11 protein-coding genes and 1 pseudogene are annotated in these 18264 nt (G+C 60.1%); 4 read left to right on the top strand and 8 right to left on the bottom strand.

Annotated features, from left to right (window positions below; all coding sequences use genetic code 11):
- Positions 1-3: 3 nt before the first annotated feature.
- The 5 genes and pseudogenes from FA92_RS00825 to FA92_RS00805 all read right to left on the bottom strand — a co-directional run bounded on the left by FA92_RS00825 (position 4) and on the right by FA92_RS00805 (position 12251).
- Positions 4-3105 carry an efflux RND transporter permease subunit gene (locus tag FA92_RS00825; protein ID WP_033781680.1) on the bottom strand — a complete coding sequence of 1034 codons (3102 nt, stop codon included), beginning with the start codon at positions 3103-3105 and terminating at the stop codon, positions 4-6.
- Positions 3102-6329: an efflux RND transporter permease subunit gene (locus FA92_RS00820; protein WP_033781678.1), complete on the bottom strand. Its 3228-nt coding sequence runs from the start codon at positions 6327-6329 to the stop codon at positions 3102-3104. Before FA92_RS00820 ends, FA92_RS00825 begins: the two co-directional genes overlap by 4 nt.
- Complete coding sequence (locus FA92_RS00815; protein ID WP_033781677.1) at positions 6326-7534, bottom strand: efflux RND transporter periplasmic adaptor subunit; 1209 nt, start codon at positions 7532-7534, stop codon at positions 6326-6328. Before FA92_RS00815 ends, FA92_RS00820 begins: the two co-directional genes overlap by 4 nt.
- 426 nt (positions 7535-7960) lie before the next feature.
- Positions 7961-9700, bottom strand: a complete 1740-nt coding sequence (locus FA92_RS00810; protein ID WP_033781675.1) for a penicillin-binding transpeptidase domain-containing protein — start codon at positions 9698-9700, stop codon at positions 7961-7963.
- 278 nt (positions 9701-9978) lie between these two features.
- A pseudogene (locus FA92_RS00805) lies at positions 9979-12251 on the bottom strand (molybdopterin guanine dinucleotide-containing S/N-oxide reductase).
- Between the two features lie 191 nt (positions 12252-12442).
- Between FA92_RS00805 and galR the strand changes: the two are divergent.
- Positions 12443-13444 (top strand): HTH-type transcriptional regulator GalR, encoded by a 1002-nt coding sequence (gene galR, locus FA92_RS00800; protein ID WP_033781673.1) that lies wholly within the window; start codon positions 12443-12445, stop codon positions 13442-13444.
- 33 nt (positions 13445-13477) lie between these two features.
- On the opposite strand, the gene FA92_RS22385 is transcribed toward galR, so the two are convergent.
- Positions 13478-13651, bottom strand: a complete 174-nt coding sequence (locus FA92_RS22385) for a hypothetical protein (protein WP_156105654.1) — start codon at positions 13649-13651, stop codon at positions 13478-13480.
- Positions 13652-13838: 187 nt separating this feature from the next.
- Between FA92_RS22385 and nrdD the strand changes: the two genes are divergently transcribed.
- Positions 13839-15977 carry an anaerobic ribonucleoside-triphosphate reductase gene (gene nrdD, locus FA92_RS00795; RefSeq protein ID WP_033781672.1) on the top strand — a complete coding sequence of 713 codons (2139 nt, stop codon included), beginning with the start codon at positions 13839-13841 and terminating at the stop codon, positions 15975-15977.
- Positions 15974-16441: an anaerobic ribonucleoside-triphosphate reductase-activating protein gene (gene nrdG, locus FA92_RS00790; protein WP_013359926.1), complete on the top strand. Its 468-nt coding sequence runs from the start codon at positions 15974-15976 to the stop codon at positions 16439-16441. The genes nrdD and nrdG overlap by 4 nt, the downstream gene beginning before the upstream one ends.
- Here the strand turns inward: nrdG and FA92_RS00785 are convergent.
- Positions 16433-17068: an NAD-dependent epimerase/dehydratase family protein gene (locus FA92_RS00785; RefSeq protein ID WP_033781671.1), complete on the bottom strand. Its 636-nt coding sequence runs from the start codon at positions 17066-17068 to the stop codon at positions 16433-16435. The two genes, nrdG and FA92_RS00785, sit on opposite strands and share 9 nt — an antisense overlap.
- 146 nt (positions 17069-17214) lie before the next feature.
- Here FA92_RS00785 and FA92_RS00780 point away from each other — a divergent pair, with 146 nt between their 5' ends.
- Positions 17215-17736 carry a type 1 glutamine amidotransferase domain-containing protein gene (locus FA92_RS00780; protein ID WP_033731332.1) on the top strand — a complete coding sequence of 174 codons (522 nt, stop codon included), beginning with the start codon at positions 17215-17217 and terminating at the stop codon, positions 17734-17736.
- A gap of 35 nt (positions 17737-17771) precedes the next feature.
- Here the strand turns inward: FA92_RS00780 and FA92_RS00775 are convergent, their stop codons facing one another.
- Positions 17772-18200 (bottom strand): YhbP family protein, encoded by a 429-nt coding sequence (locus FA92_RS00775; RefSeq protein WP_033781669.1) that lies wholly within the window; start codon positions 18198-18200, stop codon positions 17772-17774.
- Positions 18201-18264: the final 64 nt, after the last annotated feature.

The following is an 18264-nucleotide window of genomic DNA, read 5'->3' as shown; positions in this document are numbered from 1 at the left end:
GGATCAGGATTCCGCATGGCGCAGACGACGCCATTGACGTTGAGTGGCACGACCCAGACGGTCGAGACACAGATAAACAACCGGTGTGGTAAACAGCGTCAGCAGCTGGCTGAGCGCAAGACCGCCTGCGATGGCAATCCCCAGCGGACTGCGCAGATCGGCATCCCCGCCACTGCCCAGCGCCAGCGGCAACGCGCCGAAAAAGGCGGCCAGCGTAGTCATCATGATCGGCCGGAAGCGCATCAGACACGCCTGGGTGATCGCCTGCTGCGGCGACATGCCCTGCCGCCGTTCCGCGTCGATGGCAAAATCGATCATCATGATGGCGTTCTTTTTCACGATGCCAATCAGCAGGATGATGCCAATCAGCGCGATCACCGTGAGCTGCGTGTTGGTCAGCAGTAGCAGTAACAGCGCGCCGACGCCCGCAGACGGCAGCGTCGAAAGAATGGTCAGCGGATGGATGTAGCTCTCGTAGAGCACGCCGAGCACGATATAGACCGCTGCCAGCGCCGCCAGAATCAGCCACGGCATGGTAGCGGTCAGCTGGGAAAAGGCGGCGGCGGTACCGGCAAAACCGGCATGAATGGTCGATGGCAGGCCCAGCTTCGCCATCGCCTGTTTAATCAGACCCTGCGCCTGCTCCAGTGAAACGCCATCATTGAGATTGAACGCCACCGTGCTGGTCGCTGACTGGCCCTGATGGGCCACCGACAGCGGCGCATTGCCGCCGCTGAAGCGGGCAAAGGCGGAGAGCGGCACGCGGTCACCGCTGTCGTTAATCACATAGAGCTGCTGCAGCGTCTCCGGATTCGCGGTGTCGCTGTCCTGCAGCGACATCACCACGTGATACTGATTCAGGGTGTGATAGAGCGTAGCGATCTGCCGCTGGCTGAACGCATTATTCAGCAGCGTATCGAGCATTTTCACGTTGACGCCCAGCCGGGTCGCTCGGTCGCGGTCGATGGTCAGTTCCACCTCCTGACCGCCGGTCTGCGAGTCGGAGTCTACGCTGTTGAGCTGAGGGATCGCCGCCAGCGCCGCCTGCACTTTCGGCGTCCAGATCCGCAGCAGGTCAAGATCGTCTGCCTGCAGACTGTACTGATACGTGGCGTTAGCGCTGCGTCCGCCAATGTGCAGATCCTGCGCCGCCATCAGGAACATCTGCGCCCCGGCGATGTGGCTGGTTTTACGCGTCAGCCGGTTGGCCACTTCGGTGGCCGTGGCATCGCGCTGGTCAAAGTCCTTAAGCCGCACAAAGAAGTTGGCGCTGTTACGGGAGCCAAACATCCCGCTGCCCATCGACGACATCACGCTCTCGACCGCCGGATCTTCCTGAATGATTTTGGTGAACATCAGCATTTTCGGCTTCATCGCCTGAAATGAAATGTTCTGATCGGCGCGCAGCGCGCCCATCAGTAGCCCGGTGTCCTGATTCGGGAAAAAGCCCTTCTGCACTACGGTAAAGAGAAAAACATTCAGCAGCACGGTCAGCAGCAGACTCAGCAGCGTCAGTTTCTGATGGCGCATCACCCAGGCCAGCCCGCGTCCGTAGGCGGTCAGCAGGCGGTTCAGCTGATTTTCAATAAACTGATAAAGCGGATGCGGCCGCTGGCTGACGGGCGGCTTTGGTTTAAGCAGGCGTGCGCAGAGCATCGGCGTCAGGCTGAGCGAGACAAACAGCGAGATCAGCAGCGATACGGTGAGCGTCACGGCAAACTCGCGGAACAGCCGCCCCACAATGCTGCCCATCAGCAGGATCGGGATGAACACCGCGATCAGCGATACGGTCATCGACAGCACGGTGAAACACACCTCCTGCGCTCCGCGCAGCGCCGCCCGCAGCGGGCTCAGCCCGCGCTCAATGTGACGGGTGATGTTCTCCAGCACCACAATCGCATCATCCACCACGAAGCCGGTGGAGATAATCAGCGCCATCAGCGACAGGTTATCCAGGCTGTACCCCAGCAGGTACATCACCGCACAGGTGCCGATCAGCGATACCGGCAGCGCCAGTGCCGGAATGATCACCGCCTGCAGATTGCGCAGGAAAATAAACACTACCGCAATCACCAGCAGCACCGCGATCAGCAGCGTCTCTTCGGTGTCATACAGCGAGGCGCGCACGCCGGGCGAGCGGTCAACCACCACTTTCAGCTGGCTGTCCGCGGGCAGGCTCTTTTCTAGCAGCGGCAGCTGCGCTTTTATCGCGTCGATGGTTTCGAGCATATTAGCGCCCGCCTGACGTTTGATGCCGATCATCACCGCAGGCGTGGCATTCAGAAATCCCGCCTGGTAGCGATCTTCCACCGAATCATAGACCGTGGCGACGTCGCGCAGCCGCACCGCCTTGCCCTGCTGATACGTGACGATCAGATCGCGATAGCTGGCGGCCTTTTCCAGCTGGCCGTTGCTGTCCACCAGCCACGACTGGTCACTGCCCTGCAGGATTCCCTTGGGCAGATTGGTGGTGCTGTTGGCAACGGCGGCACGCACCGTCTCCAGCGAGATGCCGTAATGGGTCAGCTTCAGCGGCTGCAGATCAATCCGCACCGCGGGTAAGGCGCTGCCCATCAGCGACACTTCGCCCACGCCCTGCACTTGCCCCATCGCCTGTTCGATCTTGCTCTCCGCCAGATCGTAAAGCTCGCCGGGCGTGCGGGTGGCGGAGGTCAGCGCCAGCATCACAATCGGCGCGTCTGACGGATTGGCTTTGCGATAGGTCGGCAGCGAGGCCATCGCGCTCGGCAGCAGGCTGCGCGACGCGTTGATCGCCGCCTGCACGTCGCGCGCCGCGCCGTTGATATCGCGGTCCAGCTCAAACTGCAGGATGATGCTGCTGGAGCCCTGCGAACTGCTGGAGGTCATCTCGCTGATACCGGCAATCTGCCCCAGCGAACGTTCCAGCGGGGTGGCGACCGTCGCCGCCATCGTTTCCGGGCTGGCTCCCGCCAGGCTGGCGCTGACCATGATGGTCGGAAAATCGACCTGCGGCAGCGGTGCCACCGGCAGCAGCCGGTAGCCCAGCGCGCCGAGCAGCAGGATCGCCAGCGTCAGCAGCAGCGTCGCCACCGGACGAAAGATAAATAGCCGGGTCAGGTTCATTGCCCGCTCCGCGCCTGCTGCTGACGGCGTTTCACCCAGGCGTTGCCGCGCTGCGCCAGCCCGTCAAACCAGAGGTAGATGACCGGCGTGGAGAAGAGCGTCAGCACCTGACTGACAATCAGCCCGCCGACAATCACCAGCCCCAGCGGCTGACGCAGTTCGGCACCCGAGCCGGAGGCGAGCATCAGCGGCAGCGCGCCGAGCAGCGCCGCCATCGTCGTCATCAGGATCGGGCGGAAGCGCAGCAGGCAGGCCTGATGAATCGCCTCACGCGCGCTCAGGTGCTGCTGATGTTCCGCCTCCAGCGCAAAGTCGATCATCATAATGGCGTTCTTTTTCACGATGCCGATCAGCAGGATGACGCCAATCAGCGCAATCAGGCTGAACTCCGTGCCCGCCAGCAGCAGCGTCAGCAGCGCGCCCACCGCCGCCGACGGCAGCGTAGAGAGAATCGTGACCGGATGGATAAAGCTTTCGTAGAGGATACCGAGCACCACATACATGGTGATCAGCGCCGCCAGAATCAGCCACAGCGTGTTGCCGGTGGCGCTCTGGAACGCCGAGGTTTCCCCCTGATAGCGCAGCGTGGTGCTCTCCGGCAGCTGCAGCTGCTGGCGCACCTCTGCAATTGCCCGCTGACCATCCTCCAGCGAGTAGCCTGGATTAAGGTTGAATGAGATCATCACCGCCGGGAACTGATTCAGCCGCATGTGCATCAGCGAGCCGGTGCGCTGATGAATCGTCGCGATAGAGGTGAGTTTCACCATCCCGCTGCTGGCCGTAGTGCTGTCCGAACCTGAGGTGGACGTCGACGTTGATGAAGAGGTGGATGAAGAGGTGGACGAAGAGGCAGATGACGTCGTGCTGGTGGATGACGACGTTGAACTGCTGCTGGTGGACGGCTGCAGATAAACATCATCAAACGACGCCGGCCCCTGCTGGTAAGCCGGCGCTACTTCCAGCACCACCCGATACTGATTCGACTGGGTAAAAATGGTCGAGACCAGACGCTGACCAAACGCGTTATAGAGCGCAGTGTCCACGTCCGATGCGGTAATGCCGAAGCGCGCCGCTTTGTCGCGGTTCAGCTCCACGTAAGAGACACGCCCCTGATCCTGCAGGTTACTCACCACGCCATTAAACTCGGGCCGCTGCTGCAAGGCAGCCACCAGTTTCGGCGACGTGCGGACCAGATTTTCACTGTCGGCGTCGTCGAGGGTGAACTGATACTGACTCGGCGATACCTGATCGTTGACGGTGAGATCCTGCGCTGGCTGCAGATAGAGCCGGATACCCGGCACGCTGGCGGTCGCCTGGTTCAGCTGGCTGATGACCTGGCTGGCACTGAGATCGCGCGAGCCAAACGGCTTAAGGTTGATCTGCAACCGTCCGCTGTTGAGACTGGTGTTGGTGCCGTCGATACCGATGGTCGATGAGACGCTCTCCACCGCCGGGTTTGTCAGGATAAGTTTAGAGAGCGCCTGCTGGCGCGAGGCCATGGCGTTAAACGAGACATCCTGAGAGGCAACGGTGACGCCCTGAATCAGCCCGGTATCCTGCGTCGGGAAGAAGCCTTTCGGCACCATCAGATAGAGCAGCGCCGTCAGCCCGAAGGTCGCCAGCGCCACCAGCAGCGTCAGTTTCTGATGATTCAGCACCATGGTCAGCAGCCGGTCATAGCCGCGCACCAGCCGGTCAAACAGCGCGCCGCCCTTGCGGGCAAAGGTTGACTGCTGCTCTGGCGGAATGTGCCGCAGCAGATACGCGCACAGCATCGGGGTCAGCGTCAGTGACACCAGCATCGACACCAGGATCGCCACCGCCAGCGTAATCGCGAACTCCCGGAACAGCCGCCCGACCACATCGCCCATAAACAGCAGCGGAATCAGCACCGCAATCAGGGAAAAGGTCAGCGAGATGATGGTGAAGCCAATCTGCTGTGAGCCTTTCAGCGCCGCCTCCATCGGTGACTCGCCCTGCTCCAGCCGCCGGGAGATGTTCTCGACCACCACGATCGCGTCATCGATGACAAAGCCGGTGGCGATGGTCAGCGCCATCAGCGACAGATTATTCAGGCTGAAGCCCGCCAGATACATCACGCCAAAGGTGCCAACCAGCGACAGCGGCACCGCCACGCTCGGGATCAGCGTGGCGGCCACGTTGCGCAGGAACAGGAAGGTCACCATCACCACCAGCGCAATCGACAGCATCAGCTCAAACTGCACGTCGCTGATTGAGGCGCGAATGGTCTGGGTGCGGTCGGAGAGAATGGTCATCTTTACCCCGTCCGGCAGCGCCGCCTGCAGTGCGGGAAGCTGCGCCTTGATGTTGTCCACCACCTGAATAACGTTTGCGCCGGGCTGGCGCTGCACGCTGATGACAATCGCGGGCTGGTTATTGGCCCATGCGGACTGGAAGCTGTTCTCCGGACCCTGCTCAATATGGGCGATATCTTTCAGGCGCAGCGCCGCGCCGTTCTCGTAAGTGAGGATCAGGTTGCCGTACTCTTCGGCGGTGCGCAGCTGATCGTTGGCGTCGATGGTGACCGAATGATATTTGCCGTCAAAGCCGCCTTTGGAGCCATTGACGTTGCTGTTGCCGATCAGCGTATTCACCGCCTCCAGCGTCAGATGATGCGCCGCCAGCGCCTGCGGGTTCATCTGCACCCGAATCGCGGGCTGATGACCGCCCGCCAGCGTCACCATACCGACGCCGGAAATCTGCGACAGCTTCAGCGCCACCCGGGTATTCACCAGATCCTGCACCTCTGTCAGCGGCAGCGTGTCTGAACTGGCTGCCAGCGTCACCACCGCGCTGTCCGCCGGATTGACCTTTTTGTAGGTCGGCGGATTAGGCAGAGCATCAGGCAGCAGGTTATTTGCCGCGTTAATGGCCGCCTGCACCTCCTGCTCGGCGACATCCAGCGACAGATCCAGGCTGAACTTCAGAGTAATGATTGACGAGCCGCTGGCGCTGGTGGAGCTCATCTGGCTCAGCCCCGCCATCTGCCCTAGCTGGCGCTCCAGCGGTGAGGTGACCGACGACGCCATGACATCCGGGCTGGCGCCAGGATAGAGCGTGGTGACCTGAATGGTCGGATAGTCGACCTGCGGCAACGCCGAGGTCGACAGGAATTTATAGGCGAAGATGCCCGCGATCAGCACGCCGACCATCAGCAGAATGGTGGCGACCGGACGCAGAATAAACAGGCGAGACGGGTTCATTTCGATACAGCACCGGCAGCGGGCATCTCATCTGCCAGCGTGACTTTGCTGCCGCTGGTCAGACGATCGATCCCTTCCGTTACCAGCCGATCGCCCGGCGAAACGCCACTGAGGATCGCCTGCTGATCGTCGCCGAACGCCGGGCCGGTGGTGACCGCTTTGCGCGTGACGGTGTGATCTTTGTTGATCACAAAGACGAAGCTGCCATCGCTGCTGAGCTGCAGCGCCTGCGCCGGGATCACCGTCACGCCTTTCAGCACCCGGGTCTGCAGCCTGATATTCACAAACTGGTTAGCAAACAGCGCTTCATCCTGGTTGGCAAACATCGCCTTCAGCGCCACGGTGCCGGTGGCGGTGTCGATCTGGTTGCTGATGAACTTCACTTCGCCGCTGGCGAGCGGATGCTGATTGTCCTGATCGAACAGCGTGGCGGGCAGGCTCTGTCCCTGATGCAGCACGCTGACCAGCGCCGGGATGTCGCTTTGTGGCACGCTGAAGGTCACGGCAGCGGGCTGCATCTGCGTAATGGTGACCAGGCCGGTACTGCTGGAGCTCTGTACCATGTTGCCGGGATCGACCTGACGCAGGCCGACACGCCCGCTGATCGGGGCGGTAATCCGGGCATACTCAATGCTCAGCTTCGCACTGGCAATCTGCGCCTGATCGGCGGCGACAGCGCCGCGATACTGCCCGACGGTGGCAATCTGACTGTCCAGATCCTGACGCGCCAGCGCATCCTGCGCCGCCAGTTTGCGGTAACGCGCCAGCGTCAGCTCGGCACTTTTCAGCAGCGCCTGGTTTTCGCTGAGTTCAGCCTGATACTGGTTCAGCGTCGCCTGATAGCTGCGCGGATCGATCTGCGCCAGCAGTTGCCCGGCGCTGACCTTCTGCCCTTCAGTGAAGAAAACCTGCTCCAGCTGACCATCAACGCGGCTGGTCACCGTCACGCTGGCGTTGGGGATCACCGTGCCGAGCGCGTTCAGCCACACCGGCACATCCGCCGTGCTGGCGACGCCGCTGTGAACCAGCGTTGCACCGCCGCCCATCATGCCAGGCGCACCCGGTCTGCCCGGCGGCATTCCCTCACCCGGCCCGTGCCCCGAAGAGAGCAGACGCCAGATAACGCCCGCGACAATCGCAACAACCAGCAACAGGAGCAGCCATTTAAGCCCAAAGGAACGCGCGGGGCGAGAAAGGTGAGTCATCGTCGAACTCTTCAGATAAGCAGAAAAAGAAATCCCGGAACGTGCGGAATGCGGCAGTGAAAACCGGCTGTGGCGAGCAAAAAAACGCCAGGCGTCACGGCGGCCATTATCGGTGAAAGGCGACGCGCGTTTCTACCGGCAAACTGTCAGGGTTTCGTTAAGAACGATGATGATTTAACGGCGGTTGATACAGCCGAAAAGGCAGGGTCCGGTGCGCAGGCAAAAAAAACCCACGCATCTGCGTGGGTCGGTGTAATAACAGGGTCTCACTGCCGAAGCGGTGTTGTTTTCACACCCATCAATACCTCTGGGACTGCTATCCTCGCACTGATTGACCGCGCGGAGACAGCAGGAAAACGCAACCGAATTCGGGGAAGTGCAACGAGGTGTGACTATCCTTCACGCCTCGCTTACACTCAGATCTAACTAAGATTTATCCGAAGGGCTGGCCGCAGGCCTGGTGTAGATGGCATCAGGCGCAACGTTCATATGTTTCAGAACCGGCCCCATGATGTTGCCGAATACCGGCGCAGCAACCGAACCACCGAAGTGATCGCCCGCCGTCGGATGGTTGATCATCACCACCAGCGCCACTTCAGGATGGCTGGCGGGCGCGATACCGGCGGTGTAGTTGACGTAGCCGCCATCATACTTGCCGCTGGTGCCCATCTTTTCCGCCGTACCGGTTTTGGTTGCCAGACGGTAGCCCGGCACCGCCGCTTTCAGTCCGGTTCCGCCTGGCAATACGTCGCTCTCCAGCATATGCACCACCTCTTTCACCGTTTCCGGGTTGGCAACCTGCCGTCCCATAACCGGTGGCGTGACGCGGGTGATCGACAGCGGACGGTAAACGCCATAAGAGCCGAGCGTGGCGTATTCGCGGGCAATCTGCAGCGGCGTGACGCGCAGGCCATAACCAAAGGAGAAGGTGGCCCGCTCAATGTCAGCCCAGCGGGCACGGTGCAGCGGGAAGTAACCGACGCTTTCGCCGGTCAGCCCTAATCCGGTCGGTTTGCCCAGGCCAAACGCTTGATAGGTATTCACCAGTGCTTCCGCGGGCATCGCCAGCGCGAGGTGAGAGACCCCGATGTCGCTCGATTTTTGCAGAATACCGGTCATGGTCAGGCGCGGCCAGTGGCCAACGTCGCGGATCAGGTGGCCGTTCACGCTGTAAGGCGTGGTGTCGATCACCGAGTCCGGGCGAACCAGATGGCGCTCCAGCGCTTCCATCACCACCAGTGGCTTCACGGTCGATCCCGGTTCGTAGCTGTCGTTGATGGCCGAGTTACGCATCTGCGCCGGGGTAGCCCCTTCATAGTTGTTGGGGTTGAACGACGGATAAGAGGCCATCGCCAGAATCTCGCCGGTGTCAATCTTCACCAGCACGGCGGCACCCGAGTCCGCCTTGTTGATCAGCACGCCGTCGCGCAGTTTGCTGTAGAGCGTGTACTGGTCATATTTGTCGATGCTGAGCTGCACCGTTGGCGGCTGCGTCGGCGGCTGGTAGTTGATCATCGCGATGATATTGCCTGCCGCATCCTGACGATAGACCTCTTTGCCTGGCTCGCCCTGCAACACCTTATCAAAGCCTTTTTCCAGCCCGTTCAGGCCGACGTTATCCGCACCAACGATGCCGATCAGCGGCGCAGAAGCTTCACTCATCGGATAGAAACGGCTGTCGTCATACACTTCACTGATGCCTTTCAGCTTCAGCTCTTTAATGTCTTTGGCGATACCCAGTTCGACTTTACGCCCCAGATAGAGGAAGCGACGTTTCGGGTTGGCGGTGATCTGCGCCGCCAGCTCTTCGGGACGGGTGTTGAGTGCGGCCGCAAGATAGGCCCATTTGGCACTGGTAAAATCGGGGTTGCTCTCCAGCACGCGCAGTGGATCGGCAATCACGTCGCGCGATGGCACGCTGAGCGCCAGGGCTTCGCCGTTACGATCCAGCAGGGTGCCGCGGCTGGTGGGCAGCGTGACGGTTCGCAGCGATCGCTGATCCGCTTCGTGCTCCAGCATCGGCTGATTCAGGAACTGCAGGTCCGCGACGCGCGCCAGCAGCACCACCAGGCAGGTCGTGACACCGAGGCAGATCAGCCGAAAACGAAAAGGGTTAAAGGGCGCTTTTATCTGGTCTTTTCCCAGTAGTTTTTTAATCCGGGGCATGGCATTCCGCTGCGCAAAATAAAGAGAAAGGGGCTGGTGCCAGCAGTTATAAAGAAAGCGCTGGCCGTATAACAGGAAAACTGTGTATCAGTTCGTTATCGACGGCAGATTGCGGGCAAAAAAAACCTGCGCATCTGCGCAGGTTGGTGTAATCAAGAAAATCTATTGATGTTCACCCATCAATACCTCTGGGACCCTGAATGTAGCAAAGGGGATTGATCGGCTGCCATCGCCTAAACGCAACAGTTACCCGCAAAATGTAACCAGCCATGAGATCCTTACGCTATTGTGCAATCCTGATGTTTTTTGATTTCCACCAGGCAACTCATGGCGTTTGGCCCCTGCGTCAGCGACGAGGTGCCGATGTCGAGCGTCAGCACGTTGGGGTTACCCGCGCGATCGAAAGGCTGCCATGCCCTGCCGAAGCCCGGATCAAACCAGGCACCGGTGGCGATAATCACCACGCCCTGCGTTACACCCTCAGTGATGCGCACACCCGCCAGCATCACACCACGGGCGTTGCTCACCTCAATTTCATCGCCTTCCACCAGTCCGCGCGCGGCCGCATCCACTGGATGCATGCAGAGCGTTTCATGTCCGGCCGTTTTGTTGCCCTGCACCGTGTCGGTGGCATCCAGCTGGCTGTGTAACCGGTCGGACGGCTGAATGGAGATCATGTGCAGCGGATAGTCACGGCTCACGGGCGAACCGAGCCACTCCTGCGGTTCACGCCACTCCGGATGACCGGCGAAATCGTCCAGCTGGTAGTCCGCAATGGTCTGGCTGAACAGCTCGATTTTGCCGCTGGCGGTTTTGATCGGATTCGCCTGCGGATCGGCACGGAAATCCTCCATAAACTGATAAGGCTTGCCGCCTTCCGGAATTTCCACAAAGCCGCGCTGCCAGAATTCATCAAATTCGGGGAAATCGATGCCTTTGCGCTGATGGGCGGTGGCGCACTGCTGATAGAGATGCACGATCCACTGCATCTCGTTGCGTCCTTCGGTAAAGGTGTCGCGATAGCCGAGACGCTCTGCTAAATCGGCAAAAATATCGAAGTCGTTGCGTGCCTGATGCTGCGGCTTAATCGCCTGATGCATGGCCAGCACAAAGCGGTCACGTGAGGAGCCGCCGATGTCGTTGCGCTCCAGTGTGGTCGTCGCGGGCAGCACGATGTCCGCCATCTGCGCCGCTGGCGTCCAGACGATATCCTGCACCACCACCGTATCGGGCCGTTGCCAGCCCTCCACCAGCCGGTTCAGCTGCTGGTGATGGTGGAACGGATTGCCGCCCGCCCAGTGCACCATGTGGATGTCGGGATAGTGCAGCGTTTCGCCCTGGAAGCGATAGGGCTGGCCGGGATTGAGCAGCATATCGCTGATGCGCGCCACCGGAATCGACAGTCCCGAAGGATTCGGGCCGGTGCTCATCATCGGCGCTGGCCCTTCCTGACGCGGGTTGCCGACGCTGTTCATCGACCCGTGACCAAAGGAGAACCCTGCGCCCGGCAGGCCAGGCTGACCGAGCATTGAGGAGAGCGCAATCATCATCCAGTAAGGCTGCTCACCGCGATGGGCGCGCTGCACGGAATAGGAGCAGGTAATAAAGCTGCGTTTGCCGGTCAGCTGCTGCGCCAGTTGCACGATGCGGTCAGCCGGAATGCCGGTGATACGGCTGGCCCAGCCGGCGGTTTTCGCCACGCCGTCGGTTTCGCCCAGCAGATAGGCGCGCAGCTGCGGCCAGCCGGTGCAGTGGCTGGCGAGAAACGCCTCGTCAACCGCGCCGCGCTGGGTGATCTCATGACCCAGCGCCAGCATCAGCGCCACGTCGGTGTTGGGGCGAATCGGGATCCATTCGGCGTTCACAAATTCCGGGCAGTCATCGCGCATCGGGCTGATGTTGATGACCGGCGTGCCTTTAGCCGCCAGCTGCATCAGCGCCGGTTTCAGGCTGTGCTGCCCTGCGCCTCCCGAGGCGACCTGGGCGTTTTTCAGCGCCAGCCCACCAAAGGCGACAAATATTTCGGCGTACTCCACCACCTGCGGCCATTCGGTGACGCGTCCGGTCAGCGGCATATAGGTGCCGATCACATAGGGCAGGAAGAACTGCGCCGCGCCCAGCTGTAGTTACCCTGCTGATCGACGCCCCCGCCACCCTGAAAGTAGAAGCGACGCACCAGCGTGCGGGCGTGGTTAACGCGACCGGCCGATGACCAGCCGTAGGAGCCGTTGAAAATACCCGATGCACCGTAGCGATCGCGGACGCGGCGATTCTCTTCCGCCACCAGATCCAGCGCGGTTTCCCAGTCCACGGCGACAAAATCTTCCCGGCCTCGCAGCGTGCGGTCGCTCTTCTCGCGTGACTTCAGCCACGAACGGCGCACCATCGGCTGGCGAATGCGTTTGTCGGAGTAGACCAGCTCGGGAATAGTGTGGATCATCGGCGACGGATCGGCATCGGCGAAGAAAGGTTCGCAGCCAGTCAGACGATCGTTTTCAGTGACGGCGGTAAACGCGCCCCAGTGCGCCAGATGTGGCACTTTGATTTTCATCGTTGTTTTTTCACGGTAGCCAGGTGGGGAACTGAGCATAACATGGGGCGACGTCTCAGCAGAAGATGTGCAACAGCGGCCGGTTTTGCCCCTTTTTGCGACGACGCTGGCATTCTGTCGGGTTGATGTGTCCGCCCTTTTCCGTAACACTGATGCGATGTGTAAACGTTTTCCCCAAAGCAGGTCAACGCATGGCTACCATAAAGGATGTTGCGCGACTGGCTGGCGTTTCTGTCGCCACAGTCTCCCGTGTAATCAATAATTCTCCCAAAGCCAGCGACAGCTCCCGACAGGCCGTAGGCCAGGCGATGGAGCAGCTTCAGTATCACCCGAATGCCAACGCACGCGCGCTGGCGCAGCAATCGACCGAAACGCTCGGCCTGATTGTCGGTGACGTCTCCGATCCCTTTTTTGGCGCCATGGTGAAAGCCGTGGATGAAGTGGCAGGCAACACCGGTAACTTTTTGCTGATTGGTAACGGTTACCACAATGAGCAAAAAGAGCGTCAGGCGATTGAACAGCTGATGCGTCACCGCTGCGCGGCGCTGGTGGTGCACGCCAAGAAGATTCCCGACGCAGAGCTGGAAGTGCTGATGAAGCAGGTGCCCGGAATGGTACTGCTTAACCGGCTGATAAAAGGCTTTGAAAAGCGCTGTATTGCACTCGACGATCGCTACGGTGCCTGGCTGGCGACCCGCCATCTGATCCAGCTCGGCCACCAGAACATCGCCTTTATCTGCTCAACCCACACCATCTCTGATGCCGAAGATCGCCTGCAGGGTTACTACGATGCGCTGAAAGAGCACGGTCTGCCGTGCAGCGATCGGCTGGTGACCTGGGGCGAACCGGACGAAGTCGGCGGTGAGCAGGCGATGACAGAACTGCTGGGACGCGGCAGAAATTTCACCGCCGTCGCCTGCTACAACGACTCCATGGCGGCGGGCGCGCTGGCGGTGCTGAGCGATAACGGCGTCCGCGTGCCGGAAGAGATGTCGCTGATCGGTTTCGATGATGTGCTGGTGTCGCGCTATGTGCGACCACGCCTCACGACAGTCCGCTATCCGATTGTCACCATGGCGCAGCAGGCGGCCCAACTGGCCCTGGCCCTGGCCAACGATCTGCCGCTGCCGGAAGTCACTCACATGTTCAGCCCGACGCTGGTGCGCCGTCACTCGGTCAGCGGCCCGGCCTGACGCCGCGGTGGCCGGTTCATCCAGCCATCGCGTTTACTGAAAGGCACGCAGCAGCGTCTCCAGCGGCCTGACCAGCGCTATCACCGTTTCATCCTGCACCTCTGCGGCGGCATCCAGTGTCGCCTGCATCCCGGCCACTTCAGTGGCACCAGATGCCTGATTACGGACGTAAGCATTCACCAGCGCGAGGCCCATGGTGCTGAGCATTTCGTGTTGGCCTGCCAGCGCTGCAGGAAACCTGAACCCGAACCCGATTTTTTACGTCGGTCGGAATTTTCTGCCGGGTTGAGGCTTCCTTGCTTCAGGTCAAATCAGAGCGCATTAATTCTCAGCAATCACTACATGTAGGGAATAGAATCCTCCCGAACCCCATATGTAGTTTACGGAGAGAGAAATGGCGACGGTGGTAATCAAGCGCGATGGATGCCGGACAGGCTTTGATGCGCAGCGTATCGAGCAGGCTGTCATGGCGGCGGCACGGGCAGCAGAGGTCGACGATGCGGCCTGGTGCGCACAGGTCGCCGAGCGCGTTGCTTTGCGGCTGGCGGATCGTCCCGAAGTGGATATTCGTGAGATTCAGTGTGCGGTAGAAGAGACGCTGATGGCGGGCCCTTATCCACAACTGGCGCGCGCCTACATTGAGTATCGCCACGATCGCGATGTCGCCCGAGATCGTCAGAGCCAGTTACACCACGCCATTCGCGGTCTGGTCGATCAGACCAACGCGGCGCTGCTGAACGAAAATGCTAACAAAGACAGCAAAGTGATCCCGACACAGCGCGATCTGCTGGCCGGGATCGTGGCGAAGCACTACGCGCAGCAGCAGATCCTGCAGCGGGATATCGTTCTGGCGCACGAGCGCGGCGAGATCCACTATCACGATCTCGACTATTCACCCTTCTTCCCGATGTTTAACTGCATGCTGATCGATCTGAAAGGCATGCTGACCAATGGCTTTAAAATGGGCAACGCTGAGATCGAGCCGCCTAAATCGATCGCCACCGCCACTGCTGTGACGGCGCAGATCATCGCCCAGGTCGCAAGCCACATTTACGGCGGCACCACCATTAACCGCATTGATGAAGTGCTGGCCCCGTTTGTTGAGCAGAGCTATGCCCGGCATCTGGCGATCGCTGAACAGTGGCAGATTCCGCAGGCTGAACAGTATGCACGTCAGCGTACGGAGAAAGAGTGCTACGACGCCTTTCAGTCGCTGGAGTACGAGGTGAATACCCTGCACACCGCCAACGGCCAGACGCCGTTTGTCACCTTTGGTTTCGGCCTGGGAACGGACTGGGCGGCGCGGCTGATTCAGCAGTCGATTCTGCGCAACCGGCTGGCCGGACTGGGCAAAAATCGTAAAACTGCGGTATTCCCTAAACTGGTGTTCAGCATTCGTGAAGGCGTCAACCGCCGGACGGGCGACGTTAACTACGATATCAAGCAGCTGGCGCTGGAGTGTGCCAGCAAGCGGATGTATCCCGACATCCTCAATTACGATCAGGTGGTGAAAGTCACCGGCTCGTTCAAAACGCCCATGGGCTGCCGCAGCTTCCTGGGCGTTTATGAAGAGAATGGCGAGCAGATTCATGAGGGCCGCAACAACATCGGCGTGATCAGCCTGAACCTGCCGCGCATTGCGCTGGAGGCGGCTGGGGATGAAGCCCGCTTCTGGACGTTGCTTGATGCCCGCCTGCTGCTGGCTAAGCGGGCGCTGATGACGCGGGTGGCGCGTCTGGAGAAGACCAAAGCACGCGTCGCGCCCATCCTCTATATGGAAGGGGCCTGCGGCGTCCGGCTGAACGCGGATGATGATGTCGGCCCTATTTTCCGTAATGGCCGGGCGTCACTGTCGCTGGGCTACATCGGCCTGCACGAAACCCTGAATGCCCTCAGCGGCGGCCACCAGCACCCTTACGATGACGCGGCACTGCGCGCCAAAGGCGTAGCGATCATCGCCTATCTGCGCGCCGCCACTGACCGCTGGAAAGCGGAAACAGGCTACGGCTTCAGCCTTTATAGCACGCCGAGTGAGAATCTGTGCGACCGCTTCTGCCGACTGGATGCGGCACAGTTTGGCGTGGTACCGGGCGTTACCGACAAGGGTTATTACACCAACAGCTTCCATCTTGACGTCGAGAAGAAGGTGAATCCTTACGATAAAATCGACTTTGAAGCGCCCTATCCGCCGCTGGCGAATGGTGGATTCATCTGTTACGGCGAATACCCGAACGTACAGCACAACCTCAAAGCGCTGGAGGATGTCTGGGATTACAGCTACGACCGCGTGCCCTATTACGGTACCAATACGCCGATTGATGAGTGCTACGAGTGCGGCTTCAACGGCGAGTTCACCTGTACCAGCCGTGGATTTACCTGTCCGAACTGCGGCAATCACGATCCGGCACGCGTCTCTGTGACACGGCGGGTCTGTGGCTATCTGGGCAGCCCGGATGCGCGACCTTTTAACGCCGGTAAGCAGCAGGAAGTGCAGCGTCGCGTTAAGCATCTGGCCGAAGGGCCGCTGGGATGATGCATATTCACCGCTACTACGATGTGGATATCGTGAATGGCCCCGGCACCCGCTGCACGCTGTTTGTCGCCGGTTGCGAACATCAGTGTCGCGGCTGCTACAACCAGAGTACGTGGCGCACTGACTCCGGCGTGCCCTTTACGCTGGCGATGGAAGAGCAACTGCTGGCGGATTTGCAGGACACACGCATTCCGCGCCAGGGATTGTCGCTGAGCGGTGGCGATCCCCTTCATCCGCATAACGTGCCGCACATTCGCCGTCTGGTGAAACGGGTGCGAAAGACATGCCCCGGTAAAGATATCTGGCTCTGGACCGGCTACCGGATGCAGGAGCTGAATGCGGCACAGCGTGCCGTGCTGGACTATCTCGACGTGCTGATCGATGGCCGCTTTGTCGAAGAGGAGAAGGATGCCACGCTGCAATGGCGCGGCAGCCGAAATCAGATCGTCTGGCAGTTACGCTGAGTGACGCGGGATGTCGCCCGACTCAATGATGCTGACGCTCTCACTACCCGGCATGCATGCCTGCTGATGCAGACAGCGTGCCACGTCGCGTGCGTGAACCGCCCGCCAGTTGCCCGGCAGCAGCGAAAACAGCGGTCCCGCCAGGCTTTCGCCCTGTCGTTTCTGCGCGCGATCCCCCAGCAGCAGTGAAGGCCGCACCAGCGTCAGGCGCGGCCAGCCCTGATGGCGCAGCGCATTCTCCATTTCGCCTTTGACGCGATTGTATAAAAACGGTGAGTGACGGCTGGCACCGTGCGCGCTAACCACCAGCATCTGCTTCGCCCCCAGACGTAATCCGCATAACCCGCTGTCCACCACCAGCGTGTAATCGACGTGAATAAAGGCCTGCTTGCTACCCGCCTGCTTACGTGTGGTGCCCAGGCAGCAGAACACCGTATCCAGCGAACTCTGCAGCGGCCCCAGCACATCGGTGAGATCGGCCTCTACCGGATTCACCACTTTGTGCATTACGGGCAGTGGCCGGCGGGTGGGCGCGATGATCTCATCAACACGCGGATCCTCAATCAGTAAGCGCAGCAGATGCGACCCGACTAAGCCGGTGGCACCGGTCAGTAATACGCGATTCATCTCAGATTCGTCCTTATTTCACTGCTGACAGCTTAAAAGATAGCTGATCTTAACGGGCTGGCTTGCGTTCTCACGCTCAGCGACCAGGCTTACAACGTTATCCGGATAGCGCGCCTCGCGCTCCACAAATTTAAGGAGGAAAAAAGATGAGCAAGAAAGTTGCGGTTTTGATTACCGATGAATTTGAAGACTCAGAATTTACCTCACCTGCGGAAGCCTACAAAGGCGCGGGTTTTGAGGTGGTGACCATTGAGAAACAGGCCGGTAATGTCGTTAAAGGCAAGAAAGGCGAAGCGGAAGTGACCATCGACCGCAGCATTGATGACGTCAGCCCGGCGGAATTTGATGCCCTGCTGCTGCCAGGCGGCCACTCGCCTGACGCGCTGCGCGGCGACGATCGTTTTGTTGCCTTTACCAAAGAGTTTGTCGCCAGCGGCAAACCGATCTTTGCCATCTGCCACGGTCCACAGCTGCTGATTAGCGCGAACGGCGTGCGCGGTCGCAAGATGACTACCGTTAAAGCCGTTGCCATTGACCTGATCAATGCCGGTGCTGACTTCCATGATAAGGAAGTGGTCGTGGATGGCGATAAGCTGGTCACCAGCCGTACGCCGGACGATTTACCGGCCTTTAACCGTGAATCCCTGCGGATCCTCGAAGCGCTGTAAATCCGCCACGCCCTTTTCTGCTGAAAGGGGCGTATCTATTTCTCCCGCTGCCAGGCAATTTTCTTGCCGAATCCCAGCGCATTATCCGTCATCTTCACCTCATCCAGCTCAATCTCCCACAGCGGGGCCGACACTTTGCGTGAGACCGGAAAACGTTTCTGGTAAGCCGCTCTGGCGATCTGCTCTGATGCTTCATCCAGCCGTGTGACCCGGCCACGATACTGCACCCCTTTAATCAGCAGGACAGTTCTGGGCTGGCCATTTACGGTGCCTGCAACCTGCGGATTCAGCACCATGAGTTCACCGTGGCGGGTATCAGGTTCGGTCATGATCCAGAAGGCCATGCGCGTCTCATCAAAGACGTAGTAGCAGTTAGCGCACCAGAGTTGATCGTCGGCGGTACAGCAGAGTGAAAGCACATGCTGCTTTCGGAGGTAGCGAACAAGATGGGCGTGTTCGGACAAGATAAACTCCTGGCGGTGCACCGGAGCGTGAAGCGCGCTACACTGCCCGGCACCTTTTTTTGGG

Source organism: Pantoea sp. 9140 (assembly GCF_000745295.1).
GTDB classification, from domain to species: Bacteria; Pseudomonadota; Gammaproteobacteria; order Enterobacterales; family Enterobacteriaceae; genus Pantoea; species Pantoea vagans.
The sequence above is the reverse complement of the archived record's forward strand: the minus strand, read 5'-3'. Positions and strand labels throughout refer to the sequence as shown.

Coding starts and splice junctions, on each gene's coding strand:
- FA92_RS00825 (WP_033781680.1), bottom strand. CDS start 3,105: ATGAACCTGACCCGGCTATTTATCTTTCGTCCGGTGGCGACGCTGCTG.
- FA92_RS00820 (WP_033781678.1), bottom strand. CDS start 6,329: ATGAACCCGTCTCGCCTGTTTATTCTGCGTCCGGTCGCCACCATTCTG.
- FA92_RS00815 (WP_033781677.1), bottom strand. CDS start 7,534: ATGACTCACCTTTCTCGCCCCGCGCGTTCCTTTGGGCTTAAATGGCTG.
- FA92_RS00810 (WP_033781675.1), bottom strand. CDS start 9,700: ATGCCCCGGATTAAAAAACTACTGGGAAAAGACCAGATAAAAGCGCCC.
- galR (WP_033781673.1), top strand. CDS start 12,443: ATGGCTACCATAAAGGATGTTGCGCGACTGGCTGGCGTTTCTGTCGCC.
- FA92_RS22385 (WP_156105654.1), bottom strand. CDS start 13,651: ATGCTCAGCACCATGGGCCTCGCGCTGGTGAATGCTTACGTCCGTAAT.
- nrdD (WP_033781672.1), top strand. CDS start 13,839: ATGGCGACGGTGGTAATCAAGCGCGATGGATGCCGGACAGGCTTTGAT.
- nrdG (WP_013359926.1), top strand. CDS start 15,974: ATGATGCATATTCACCGCTACTACGATGTGGATATCGTGAATGGCCCC.
- FA92_RS00785 (WP_033781671.1), bottom strand. CDS start 17,068: ATGAATCGCGTATTACTGACCGGTGCCACCGGCTTAGTCGGGTCGCAT.
- FA92_RS00780 (WP_033731332.1), top strand. CDS start 17,215: ATGAGCAAGAAAGTTGCGGTTTTGATTACCGATGAATTTGAAGACTCA.